Source organism: Bacillus sp. FSL K6-2971, assembly GCF_038006405.1.
GTDB lineage: Bacteria > Bacillota > Bacilli > Bacillales > Bacillaceae > Bacillus > Bacillus pumilus.
In genome coordinates, this window is the sequence record NZ_JBBOVD010000001.1 from 2511357 (window position 1) to 2523844 (window position 12488).

At 42.5% G+C, this 12488-nt stretch carries 15 protein-coding genes; 2 read left to right on the forward strand and 13 right to left on the reverse strand.

Annotation, left to right across the window (positions count from 1 at the left end; translation table 11 throughout):
* Window position 1 precedes the first annotated feature (1 nt).
* The 3 genes from MHI33_RS13315 to mce are packed head-to-tail and all read right to left on the reverse strand — an operon-like array spanning window position 2 to window position 3018.
* Entirely contained in the window at window positions 2-1123 is a 1122-nt protein-coding gene (locus MHI33_RS13315) for a M20/M25/M40 family metallo-hydrolase (protein ID WP_065098365.1), read from the reverse strand.
* Window positions 1124-1139: 16 nt separating this feature from the next.
* Complete coding sequence (locus MHI33_RS13320; RefSeq protein ID WP_340911890.1) at window positions 1140-2609, reverse strand: acyl-CoA carboxylase subunit beta; 1470 nt, start codon at window positions 2607-2609, stop codon at window positions 1140-1142.
* Window positions 2596-3018 (reverse strand): methylmalonyl-CoA epimerase, encoded by a 423-nt coding sequence (gene mce / locus MHI33_RS13325; protein ID WP_044141020.1) that lies wholly within the window; start codon window positions 3016-3018, stop codon window positions 2596-2598. Before mce ends, MHI33_RS13320 begins: the two co-directional genes overlap by 14 nt.
* Window positions 3019-3132: 114 nt before the next feature.
* Between mce and MHI33_RS13330 the strand changes: the two genes are divergently transcribed.
* Window positions 3133-3213, forward strand: a complete 81-nt coding sequence (locus MHI33_RS13330; RefSeq protein ID WP_257736823.1) for a hypothetical protein — start codon at window positions 3133-3135, stop codon at window positions 3211-3213.
* A gap of 38 nt (window positions 3214-3251) precedes the next feature.
* Here MHI33_RS13330 and MHI33_RS13335 read toward each other — a convergent pair whose 3' ends face one another.
* The 6 genes from MHI33_RS13335 to MHI33_RS13360 form a co-directional block, all read right to left on the reverse strand.
* Window positions 3252-3761, reverse strand: coding sequence for a L,D-transpeptidase (locus MHI33_RS13335; protein WP_106065558.1), 510 nt, complete (start codon window positions 3759-3761; stop codon window positions 3252-3254).
* Window positions 3762-3813: 52 nt separating this feature from the next.
* Window positions 3814-4767 carry an aromatic acid exporter family protein gene (locus MHI33_RS13340; RefSeq protein WP_061408485.1) on the reverse strand — a complete coding sequence of 318 codons (954 nt, stop codon included), beginning with the start codon at window positions 4765-4767 and terminating at the stop codon, window positions 3814-3816.
* Between the two features lie 120 nt (window positions 4768-4887).
* Window positions 4888-5610 (reverse strand): amino acid ABC transporter ATP-binding protein, encoded by a 723-nt coding sequence (locus MHI33_RS13345; protein ID WP_003215712.1) that lies wholly within the window; start codon window positions 5608-5610, stop codon window positions 4888-4890.
* Window positions 5603-6259, reverse strand: coding sequence for an amino acid ABC transporter permease (locus MHI33_RS13350; RefSeq protein WP_003215691.1), 657 nt, complete (start codon window positions 6257-6259; stop codon window positions 5603-5605). Before MHI33_RS13350 ends, MHI33_RS13345 begins: the two co-directional genes overlap by 8 nt.
* 126 nt (window positions 6260-6385) lie before the next feature.
* Window positions 6386-7153, reverse strand: a complete 768-nt coding sequence (locus MHI33_RS13355) for a transporter substrate-binding domain-containing protein (RefSeq protein WP_065098369.1) — start codon at window positions 7151-7153, stop codon at window positions 6386-6388.
* 195 nt (window positions 7154-7348) lie between these two features.
* Complete coding sequence (locus tag MHI33_RS13360; RefSeq protein ID WP_003215907.1) at window positions 7349-7786, reverse strand: BrxA/BrxB family bacilliredoxin; 438 nt, start codon at window positions 7784-7786, stop codon at window positions 7349-7351.
* Between the two features lie 169 nt (window positions 7787-7955).
* On the opposite strand from MHI33_RS13360, the gene MHI33_RS13365 reads away from it, so the two are divergent.
* The gene (locus MHI33_RS13365; RefSeq protein ID WP_065098370.1) at window positions 7956-8849 is read left to right on the forward strand and encodes a YegS/Rv2252/BmrU family lipid kinase; all 894 of its coding nucleotides are present in this window, start codon (window positions 7956-7958) and stop codon (window positions 8847-8849) included.
* A 15-nt stretch (window positions 8850-8864) separates the two neighbouring features.
* Here MHI33_RS13365 and MHI33_RS13370 read toward each other — a convergent pair whose 3' ends face one another.
* The 4 genes from MHI33_RS13370 to MHI33_RS13385 form a co-directional block, all read right to left on the reverse strand.
* Complete coding sequence (locus MHI33_RS13370; protein ID WP_050943788.1) at window positions 8865-9158, reverse strand: YesK-like family protein; 294 nt, start codon at window positions 9156-9158, stop codon at window positions 8865-8867.
* Window positions 9159-9223: 65 nt separating this feature from the next.
* Entirely contained in the window at window positions 9224-10480 is a 1257-nt protein-coding gene (locus MHI33_RS13375; protein ID WP_113767407.1) for a dihydrolipoamide acetyltransferase family protein, read from the reverse strand.
* Between the two features lie 18 nt (window positions 10481-10498).
* Window positions 10499-11482 (reverse strand): alpha-ketoacid dehydrogenase subunit beta, encoded by a 984-nt coding sequence (locus MHI33_RS13380; protein ID WP_065098373.1) that lies wholly within the window; start codon window positions 11480-11482, stop codon window positions 10499-10501.
* A gap of 12 nt (window positions 11483-11494) precedes the next feature.
* Complete coding sequence (locus MHI33_RS13385) at window positions 11495-12487, reverse strand: thiamine pyrophosphate-dependent dehydrogenase E1 component subunit alpha (protein WP_003215622.1); 993 nt, start codon at window positions 12485-12487, stop codon at window positions 11495-11497.
* Window position 12488 lies beyond the last annotated feature (1 nt).

A 12488-nucleotide genomic window follows, 5' to 3' on the forward strand; every position in this document is an offset into this window, starting at 1 on the left:
TTTACGATGGATTTGTCGTTTCTTCGATAATGGCGAGAACCATTTCAGCTGTTTTGACTAATTCTTCAATCGGCATTTTCTCATTTTTCGTATGAATATCTTCATATCCAACAGCTAAGTTGACAGTTGGGACGCCGTTTCCTGCAATGACGTTTGCATCACTGCCACCACCGCTCGTCTGTAGTTCTGATGGACGGCCAATTTTCGCAGCCGCTTTTTTCGCCACTTCTACGACTTGATCGCCGTGAGAGAATTTGAAGCCTGGATACATGATGTCAATGTGTACATCGGCACTTCCGCCCATTTCTTTAGCGGTTTTTTCAAAGGCTTCTTTCATCTTCGCTACTTGTGCTTCCATTTTTGCAGGTTCTAAAGAGCGTGCTTCCGCAAGGATATCGACTTGATCGCACACAATATTCGTTTGCGTTCCGCCTTCAAAACGACCAATATTCGCCGTTGTTTCTTCATCAATTCGGCCAAGCGGCATACTGGCAATGGCTTTTGATGCAATGGTAATCGCAGACACACCTTTTTCAGGCGCGACACCTGCGTGAGCTGTTTTCCCGTAAATGGTTGCGCGTACTTTTGCCTGTGTTGGCGCAGCTACGATAATGGTTCCGACCTTGCCATCTGAATCAAGGGCATAGCCGTATGAAGCTGTCATCAACTTCGGATCTAACGCTTTTGCTCCGACAAGTCCTGATTCCTCACCTGCTGTGATGACAAATTCAATCGTTCCATGCGGTAAATTCTTCTCTTTCAGCACACGGATTGCTTCAAACATTGCCGCAAGTCCTGTCTTATCGTCAGCACCAAGAATGGTTGTTCCATCTGTTTTCACATAGCCGTCTTCAATGACTGGTTTTACGCCATTGCCCGGAACAACTGTATCCATATGAGACGTGAAATAGATGGTATCAGCCTCTTGATTGCCTTCCAGTGTACAGATGAGGTTGCCTGCACCGTGGCCTGTTTTCGCTTTTGAGTCGTCTTCCACCACTTTTAGTCCAAGCTGTGAGAATTTTTCTTTTAAGACTTCCACAATTTTCTCTTCGTGTTTCGTTTCCGAATCAATCTGAACAAGTTCTAAAAATTCGTCTAGCAAACGTTTTTCATTGATCATGATGATGCTCCTCCTCTTATAGCGGCATGTTGCCATGCTTTTTTAACGGTCTATCTTCTTCCTTCCTGCGAAGCAAATCAAATGAGCGAATCAATCGCTCTCTCGTTTCAGCCGGCATGAAAATATCGTCTATTAGCCCTGCCTGAGCTGCTTTTAATACACTTGGCTCCATCTCAATCTCGCGGGAAGCAGGATGAACGATTTCGTCTGCGAACGTTTTCCCCATGACATCAATTTCTGCCGCTGGCCATGCATAAACAAAGTCAGCGCCTAAGCCCTTGCTATTCATTGCGACATACGCACCGCCATACGCCTTTCTTAAAATCACCGTGATTTTTGGAACGGTCGCTTCAGCGTACGCATATAAAAGCTTTGCGCCGTGACGGATAATTCCCGCATGCTCGGCTTTTTCCCCTGGTAAAAAACCAGGGACGTCTACAAGTGTTAAGAGCGGAATATGAAACGCATCGCAAAATCGAATAAACCTGGCCGCTTTATCAGCAGCGTCAAGGTCAAGACTTCCTGCCAGCACCTTTGGCTGATTGGCAACTATACCAATTGAAGCCCTTTGTAATTTGGCAAACCCTGTAACGATATTTTTTGAGAAACAAGGCTGCGTCTCAAAGAATGAGTCTGAATCGATGATCGCTGTCACCACTTGTTTGACGTCATAGGTGCGTGATGGATCCTTCGGCAAGATGTCGCCTGGATCAGCTGCGTCTTGCTTACTCGTTTCAGCGTCCATGACAGTCTGTTGTTTCGTTGGTATGTACGTTAAAAGTGTTCGAACCGCTTTTAACACGTCTTTCTCATCTTTGCCAGTATAGTGCACATTCCCGCTTGTCTGATGCTGAACACTTGCACCGCCAAGACGGTCAGGACAGACCGTTTCTCCTGTTGCCTTTTCTATGACTTTCGGACCTGTTAAAAACATATGAGCTGTCTGTTCTGTCATGAACACAAAATCAGTCAAGGCAGGAGAATAGACTGCTCCTCCAGCACAAGAGCCTAAAATAACGGATATTTGCGGGATTTGACCAGAGTACAGCACATTCCGTTTAAAAATCTGTCCGTATCCTTCTAATGATACCACACCCTCTTGAATTCTCGCACCACCTGAGTCTTTTAGACCGATGACCGGCATCTGATTTTTAGCTGCGAGATCCATTAGAGAAGCAATTTTTTTGGCATGTATTTCGCCTAAAGAGCCTCCATGCACTGTTGCATCTTGTGCATAAACACATACCGGCTTTCCATGAATGAGTCCAGTTCCAGTAACGACGCCATCACCGACATGCTCTGACATGCGGCCTGTTGCAAATCCTTGAATTTCCATGAAACTGCCCCCGTCAAGAAGTTCATGCAACCGCTGACGAACGGTTAGTTTCCCTTTGTTCCGGTGCGCAGCTGCACGTTTCACGCCGCCGCCCATGAATGCTTTTTCGCGCCATTTAGCCAAGTCATTGAACGATTCATTCATTGCCATGTTCCTCTCCTTTCAAGGGCTCGCACAATTCGAATAACACACCGGACGTTTCTTTCGGTGAAATAAAAGCAATCCGCTTCCCGCTCGCGCCTATCTGTGCTGATTGTTGGAGAAGCTCCACGCCAAGATGATCAAGACGGTTAAGGTCCGCCTGTATGTCACCTGACTTTAGCGCAATATGATGGAGTCCCTCTCCTCTTTTTGTTAAAAAGGTATGTAGTTTGCTGCTGCCGGACATCGGTTCAATTAATTCAATGTGCACATGATCAAGTGAAACGAAGGACGCTTTAATCTCCTGCTCAGGAATCTCTTGTATGTCTGAAAAATGCCAGTTAAACAGCTGTTGAAGAATTCGAGATGTGTTTTTTATAGAAAAGACCGCAATGGCAATATGGTCGATTTGATTCATCCGTTCACTTCCTTTGTTGATCACTTGTCGCATTTGAAAAAACGAGCTAGAATAAAGAAAGGTGCGTTCGTCGCAAAAAATCTTCGATTATAGGGGTGCGATATGTCTCAGAAAATGATGAAATTCATGGTATTGCTCATGATTAGCCTGTTGCTAATATCTTCGCTTTTAGCAGGAGCCGCAACCTTTTTATAAGGTTTCAATAAAAGCAGACAAGCAGGTGATTCGTTCAATCAACGAATGGCCTGTTTGTCTTTGGCAAGCTTTTCAAATGAATCGGTTGATGTTGTAATCCAAACTTTTGTCCCAACCGGAAGCTGGTCAAATAGAAGCTCTACATCTTGATTATGCAGTCTCACACAGCCTGCCGTGATAAATTTCCCTATCGATGTTTCGTCACTCGTCCCATGAATTCCGTATATTCTGCCATCTGTTCCTCGTGCATCAAATCCAATCCATCTTCTGCCAAGAGGGTTGTTCTTCGCACCGCCTTCAATATTCTTTTTTCTGTAATAGGGATCTTTCGCTTTGATCATAATGGTAAATTCCCCTTCTGGCGTTAAATCTGAAGTTTTCCCTGTAGAAGCAGGATATATTTTTTGGATTTGTCCTTGATCAATATAGGCAAGTTCATTGGTTTGTTTATTAATAATGACATAAGGGTCTCCTGGAAGCGGGTTTTGTCCGAGCGGCCAGATAGGTGAAAGGGACATGGTCAATACGGTATAAAATAAAAGACGCATAGGCTCCTCCTTTTTCATTAGATTGACCAATGAAGGAGGAACTCATGCGTCTCTATTCTTTCATCCCTTTAAAATAGCTTTTCAGTACTAAATATTGTTCCATTTCTCCGAGGAAATGAAACAGTGCAGCTCTTGCTTCAAACTCTTCTCTTGTTTGCGGCAGCGGGAGCTTATCGAACTCTTCTTTCATATCAATGAGGCGCCTTAAAAACTTATGCGCCGTGTTCCCTGGGTGAATATGTTCGCGTAAGTCTCTAATGTATTCTGCAATGATTTGTCCATGCTCTGTTGTAATGGAAATGGATGTGATCTTCGGAAGCACACGCTCGATGATTTCGAATTGCTTTTGCCTCATATTGAAATAATGATAATACAGGTTTTCATGTCTTAAGACATGGTTTTCAACATCACGATATGCAAGAGCTTTTGCTTCTTTAATCAATTGATGTGTCTCTGGTATTTCTTTGCCTGTCCAGTCTTGTTTCCCTGTCATTAAGTATTGTTCGATTTCCTCAAAAATTTTTGCAAAGTTGGCTTCAATCTGTTCGCTGTAGCGTTTAAGCTTTTTATCGACACTTGGCATATACAGGTTCATGATAAGTGCCACGCCAACACCAATCGTAATCAGCAGCAGCTCATTCCAAATGAGGTGAAGGGTAATCCCGCCCGACATGTATAAATGGAGGATGATGACTGAACTTGTGACAATCCCTTCTTTAATGCGGAGCAATACGGTTGTCGGAATAAAGACAAGCAGCATCAGACCAATCACAAAAGGATGATACCCAATCAGATCGAAAAATAGATAAGAAAATAAAATGGCAAGACTGCATGCGGCAAAGCGGGCACCTGATGCAAGAAGCGACCGTTTCTTTGTCACCTGAATACACAGAATCGTAATAATCCCGGCAGCGGAATAATTTTGAAGGCCAAGCAGTTGCGCAATATAAATGGCGATCGCTGTTCCTAATGCTGTTTTCAGCGTTCGGTAGCCGATTTTAAACATGATGTGAGTCACTCTTTTCTGTCTTGTTTCTATTCACTTATTGTGAAATGATGAACTTTTTTACTTTCCCCATTATAATCAAAAAAAGAAGGAGATGTTAAGTCTCCCTCTCTTTTTTCTTTATAATATTTTTTGTAAGAAGTCTTTCGCGCGCTGTGACGAAGGCGATTCAAAGAATTGCACAGGGTTTGCATCCTCTACAATTTTCCCATCGTCCATAAAGATCACGCGGTCAGCCACTTCTTTTGCAAAGCCCATTTCATGTGTGACGATCACAAGTGTCATTCCAGATTGAGCCAGCTCTTTCATGACCTCTAGCACTTCCTTGACCATTTCTGGATCTAGTGCAGACGTTGGTTCGTCAAACAGCATGATGTCTGGTGTCATCGCAAGCGCACGTGCAATTGCGACACGCTGTTTTTGACCACCTGACAAGCGGTTCGGAAAATCATCTTTTTTCTCTAAAAGCCCTACCTTTTTCAGCAGATCTTCAGCTTGTTTGATGCTGTCTTCCTTCGATTGATTCTTCACATTCATTGGCGCATATGTGATATTTTCCAGCACCGTTTTATGCGGGAACAGGTGAAAATGCTGAAACACCATTCCGATGTTCTCACGCACTTTGAGTGCATTGGTTTTTGGGTTTGTGATTTCGGTATCCTGAATCGTAATAACACCAGAAGTCGGCTTTTCAAGCAAGTTGATGCAGCGAAGAAACGTCGATTTTCCTGAACCAGATGGTCCAATGACTGCGACAACTTCTCCTTCTTTAATAGTGGTGTCGATCCCTTTTAATACTTCATTTTTGCCAAAAGATTTTGTGAGTTTCTCTATGTTAATCATTTGATTTTAACTTCCTTTCCACCGATTTGCCGACAAAGGTGAGAACAAGCACGATGACATAATAGATGAGACCCGCAAAAATAAGCGGTTCAAGATAATTATACGTGACGGCACCTGCTTGATAGGCTCGTCTCATGACATCTCCCAGTCCAATGACTGTCACAATAGCTGATTCTTTTGTCAGTGTAATCGTTTCGTTCACAAGTGCAGGTGAAATATTTTTAAATGCCTGCGGAAGCAATAAGTCCTTCATCATTTTAGCATAAGGGATGCCTAAAGCAACGGCTGCTTCTTTTTGACCTTTATCAATGGCATTAATACCAGCACGAATAATTTCAGATACGTAAGCCGCAGAGTTTAGTGAAAATGCCGCTACAGCAGCCCAGTATTGATCGATTTGAAACCCGAGAAGCTGAGGCAGACCGAAATAAATAATGAGCAATTGAAGCACAAGCGGTGTGCCTCTGAAGATGGATGTATAAAAATCTGCAAGCCAAATGAGCGGCTTAAATACACTAATTTTGCAAAGCGTTAATAAAATCCCTAAAATAAATCCAAGAAAAAGTGATACCACTACAATAGAAAGTGTGACCTTAAGCCCTTCTAAAATAAAGGGCATCTGAGGTATTACATCTTTAAAATCTAACATGACAGTCTCCTTTTTTATGCCTTCATACGAAATCAAATAATAAAACAGGAAAAAAGTTCAACATGAGTTGAACTTTTCAGCGCTTTCTACTGAATTTTCATGAATGACGCTGATCCTTTTCCTGACTTATTTTTCATCAGCAAACCATTTTTTAATTAATTTATCAAGTTCGCCATTGTCTTGCATTTCTTTTAATGATTTATTAAATTTAGCTGTTAAGTCGCTATTTTTCTTGAATGCAATGGCTGAACCATTATTTGTTGACCCACTAAGGTCAAAAGCCTGAAAGTCTTTCTCTTTCTTTAAATAGCCCGCTGCTACTTTATCTTCAATAATAGCTGCATCAAAACGGCCTGCTTTGATCTCTTGAATGATATCAGAGATTTTATTACGGTCTTCCACTTTTAAGTTATATTTCTTTTGCAAACCGTTTGCTTCATCTTGCTGGATTGAACCTAATTGAACGCCGACTGTTTTATCTTTTAAGTCTTTCTCTGTTTTCATTCCGCTAGATTTCTTTGAGACAACTAAGTTTTTAGCATTGTAATAAACATCAGAGAAGTCTACTTGTTTTTTACGCTTTTCATCTGGTGTCATTCCTGCTAGGACAATATCAGCTTTGTTTGTTTTAAGGGCGGATACAAGGCTTGCGAAATCCATATCTTGAATTTCTAGCTTGTAGCCGTTCTTTTTCGCTAGTGCTGTTGCAAGATCGACATCAAAACCGACAATTTTATCTCCGTCTTTTGATTCAAATGGCGGATAATCTGCTGATGTCGCCATAACGAGTGTTTTGTCATCTCCTGATGCGTTTGAATTATTAGAAGAAGTTCCGCAAGCTGCGAGTGCAGCTGCAAGACCAGCTGTCATAAGTAATAATAACCACTTTTTCATAAGATAATGCCTCCCAGTATTTAAAATCATGTATTGTTTTGAATATTTATTCACTATAATGTATTTTAAACACTTTCTTTTTAAGATGCAATAGTATTTTGCTAAAATTATTTTGATTCAATGGTCTTATAAAACAAAAAGCAGACCGATCTAAAGACCGGACTGCTTTATATGTCATCATTCAAACGTCACATGTTAAATTTCTTTGCAATGCTCATCGAATGCAGCTTGAAGCTTTGACACGACTTCCATTGGTTCGTGCCCTTCAATTTCATGACGTTCGACCATTTTAATGATCTTTCCATCTTTTAATAATGCAAAGGATGGTGAAGATGGCGGGAAGCCTTCAAAATATTCACGGGCTCTTGCCGTTGCCTCTTTGTCTTGTCCAGCAAACACTGTCAGCAATTGATCTGGACGCTTATCATAATGAACAGAATAGCCTGCAGCTGGTCTTGCAATACCGCCAGCACATCCGCATACTGAATTCACCATCACAAGTGCCGTGCCTTCTTTAGACAGGGCTTCATCCACTTCTTCAGCTGATGTAAGCTCATTATAGCCAGCCTGTTTGATCTCTTCTCTCGCTTGTTTCACAATATCATTCATAAATAAATTAAAATCAATATTCATTGTCCGTCCACTCCTTTAGCATGCCAAAACCATTTTAACAACATCATATCAAGGAAAACGCCTGCGGGCAAATGTGTTGTCTTTTCATTCCACACTTTTCTGAACATCGTTTATACGCCGCGAAATTGGGGAAAAGTGATGATAAAGAGATGAAAGGGAGAACTGCGTGATGGCACAATTCAAAAAAGCGATGCTCATTTATAATGGAAATGCTGGACAAAAAAACATGGAAAAAGTTCTCGGACAAACAGTACCTCTTCTTTCTCTACATATTGATGAACTCATTCTTAAACCAACAAAGCAGCCAAATGATGCTTATGAATTCTGTCGCACAATTGATGAGACGATAGAATTGCTGATCATATTAGGCGGAGATGGAACCGTGCATGAATGCATGAATGGCATCGGTGGTTTAGAAAAAAGGCCAGCTGTAGCGATATTACCAGGCGGGACATGCAATGACTTTTCTAGAACGCTTGGTATTCCGCAACAAATGCAGAAAGCCGCTCAAATGATTGTAGACGGCGTAGAAAAAAAGGTCGACTTAATCAAAGCAGGAGATCGATACTTGTTAAACTTTTGGGGAATCGGGCTGATTGCAGACACATCCAACAATATTAATGACAAGGAAAAAGCTGTACTCGGCAAAATCAGCTACTTCACAAGTGCCCTCCGCACCTTACAGCAAACAGATCCTTTTCATGTACGAATTGAAACAGAGGAGGAGACCTGGGAAGAAGAAGCCGTCATCGTTCTTGTCATGAATGGACATTTCATCGGGACAAATAAAATTGATTTGCCGAGTGCAACGATTGATGATGGGAAAGCAGAAATCTTAATTTGCAGAAATACGAGTTTCTCTGCTCTAAAAGAAATCTTTTCTATGAACCGGGAAGAGCTGGAGGATTTCACCGGAGACCTCTCCCTCATTCAAGCATCCAATATTCAGATCCACACAAAAGAGGAAATGGATGCTGATACAGATGGCGAAGTGTACATGACAGCCCCAGCTTCTTTAGAAGTGTTAAAACAACATTTGACCTTTATTGTTCCAGCAAAATAAAGAAAACGCCCGAGATTATTCTTTTTCGGGCGTTTTTTTGATATAGCGTCTGTATAAATATTCAAGCGCATAGCCAAGCAGCGTCCCGGCAAGAAGAGAAATTCCTAAGAGGCTATTCGCTGCTCCTTTAAATCCACCGACAATCAGCAAGCAATACAAAACTTGAATAATTGAAACGATTGATATGATCAGTAGTAATCTTTCAGGATGGTTGCGTGATTTAGAAATATATCGAAGAAAAGCGAACGCAATTGCTGTGATAAACATGAGTCCAATCGTTAAAAACGCAAAAAAGTCTAGTCCAGACATACCATCGCTCCTTTCTCATCATGTGGAAATCCCCCTCTCCTTAGCGGGAGGGGGACATTCTTGTTTTAGTAAACTGATGTCTGCTCGTCAATGCCTTCAAGGATTTGTTTAATCCGTTGAAGGAATCTGCCGCATACAAGACCATCAAGAACTCTGTGATCTAATGAGAGACAAAGGTTGACCATGTCTCTTGCTGCAATCATACCATTTACAATCATTGGACGCTTCACGATCGATTCTACTTGTAAAATCGCCGCTTGCGGATAATTAATGATTCCCATAGATTGTACAGAACCAAATGATCCCGTGTTGTTTACAGTAAAGGTGCCACCTTCCATGTCACTTTGCTTCAGCGTACCTTGTCTCACCTTGGAAGCAAGCTCATGAATTTCCTTGGCGATGCCTTTAATCGTTTTTTCATCTGCATCCTTAATGACTGGAACAAAAAGAGCGTCATCAGTCGCAACAGCAATCGAGACATTGATCGCTTTCTTTTGCACAATTTTATCTCCAGCCCACATGCTGTTCATTTCTGGGAATTCCTTTAAGCCCTGAGCCACTGCTTTGACAAAGAACGCAAAGAATGTCAAATTAAAGCCTTCTTTTGCTTTAAATTGGTCCTTGAGCTGATTTCTTCTAGTCACAAGGTTTGTCACATCAACTTCCATCATCGTCCATGCATGCGGAATTTCATGTTTGCTTCTCAGCATATTTGCCGCAATCGCCTGCCTGATTGGCGTGACTGGCAGTTCAACATCACCAGGCATTGTAGAGATGGAAGGCGCCGCTTTTGATTTTGATGGCTGCACAGGCTCTGGCTTGACCGCCTGTTCAGTGACAGGTGCTGTCTTCCCTTGCATGCCGCCCTTTTCAATGAGCTGAAGTAAATCTTTTCTTGTGATTCGTCCGCCTGCTCCCGTTCCTTGCACTGCCGCTAAATCAATGCTGTGCTCATCTGCTAAACGAAGGACTGCTGGAGAGTAGCGTTTCTTTTGACTTTGATTCTCTTTTGTTTGATCTGCTTCAGGTGCTTCACTTTGCTCAGGTGCGGCTTCTTCTTTCGCACTTTGCTGCGAGCTGCCTTCTACTTCAATTTCACAGAACACTTCTCCTACTTGCAGTGTATCGCCTTCTTCAGCTGATAGCTTTGTTATCGTTCCTGTAAAAGATGACGGGACTTCTGCGTTCACTTTATCCGTCATGACTTCCGCAATTGGATCGTATTTATTCACATGATCGCCAGGTGAAACGAGCCATTTGCTGATGGTTCCTTCTGTTACACTTTCACCTAACTGAGGCATTTTCATTTGTTCAATTGCCACTTGAAACCCTCCTCTTTCTTAAAACGCCGCTAGCTCTCTCATTTCAGCTTCTACCTTATCTGGGTTGACCATGAAGAATTTTTCCATCGTCGGTGCATAAGGCATTGCCGGAATTTCTGGTCCGGCTAGACGTTTGATTGGTGCGTCTAAATCAAATAAGCAATGCTCTGATATGATCGCCGCTACCTCACTCATGATGCTGCCTTCTTTTGTATCTTCCGTTAGAAGAAGCACTTTGCCTGTTTTTGATGCCGCTTCAATAATGGATTCCTGATCAAGCGGGTACACTGTTCTCAAATCGAGAATATGCGCAGAAATGCCGTCTTTCGCAAGGCGGTCTGCTGCTTGCAATGCAAAATGGACGCAGAGGCCATATGTAATGACCGTGATATCATCGCCTTCACGTTTCACATCTGCTTTTCCAATAGGAAGTGTGTAATCCTCTTCAGGTACTTCTCCTTTAATCAGACGGTAGGCACGTTTGTGTTCAAAGAACAATACAGGATCTGGATCACGCACCGCAGCTTTTAAAAGACCTTTTACATCATAAGGCGTAGAAGGCATGACAATCTTCAAACCAGGCTGGTTGGCAAAAATCGCTTCAACTGATTGTGAATGATAAAGCGCCCCGTGAACTCCGCCCCCATAAGGTGCGCGGATGACCATTGGACAGCTCCAATCGTTATTTGAGCGGTATCTAATTTTCGCAGCCTCTGAAATGATTTGGTTAATAGCAGGCATGATAAAATCCGCAAATTGCATCTCAGCAATTGGGCGCATTCCATACATCGCTGCTCCAATCCCTACACCAGCAATGGCTGATTCTGCAAGAGGTGTATCCATGACGCGCGCTTCTCCGAATTGCTCATAAAGACCCGCTGTCGCTTTAAATACGCCGCCCTTTTTCCCGACATCCTCTCCGAGCACAAACACTTTCGGATCTCGCTCCATTTCTTCTTTCATCGCCAGTGTAATGGCGTCTATATATGACATAACAGGCATTTTTCTTCCCCCTTACTCCGCATACACGTAACGAAGTGCGCTTTCAGCATCAGCATAAGCAGCGTTTTCCGCTTCATCAGTGGCTTCGTTTACGATTTGCATGATTTCTTTTGTCATCTCTTCTTTCATTTCTGAAGTCATGATGTTTCCTTCGGTTAAATACGTTTCATATTGGATGAGCGGATCTTTCTTTCTCGCTTCGAGCACTTCTTCTTTTTCTCGATAGCTTGAATCATCGTCATCACTTGAATGCGCAGTTAAACGGTAAGAGATCGTTTCAATCAACGTTGGTCCTTCGCCTTTTGCTGCACGGTCTCTCGCTTCTTTGACAGCAGCATATACTTCAAGCGGATCATTGCCATCAACGGTTACGCCAGGCATTCCGTATCCAATCGCACGATCTGAAATGCGTTCACATGCTACTTGTTTGTCATACGGTACGGAAATCGCGTACTTATTGTTTTCACACATGAAAATAACAGGCAGCTTATGCACAGCAGCAAAGTTAGCGCCTTCGTGGAAATCACCTTGGTTTGAAGAGCCCTCACCGAACGTGACAAAGCTGACAAAGTTTTTCTGATCTAGACGTCCAGCAAGTGCGATGCCAACTGCATGAGGAACCTGCGTTGTAACAGGTGAAGATCCTGTCACAATTCGATTTGATTTCTGTCCAAAATGCCCTGGCATCTGTCTTCCGCCTGAGCTTGGATCGTCTTGTTTTGCGAAACCTGACATCATTAAATCTTTTGCTGTCATCCCAAATGCGAGGACAACCCCCATATCACGGTAGTAAGGCAAGACGTAATCCTCTTCTCTATTGAGAGCGAAAGCAGCACCGACTTGCTGCGCTTCCTGCCCTTGACAAGAAATGACGAATGGAATTTTACCAGAACGGTTTAAAAGCCACATCCGTTCATCAATTTTTCTTGCTAGAAGCATTGTTCTGTATATATCAATTGCTTGTTCATCTGATAATCCTAATTCATGATGACGCATGTTACTCATC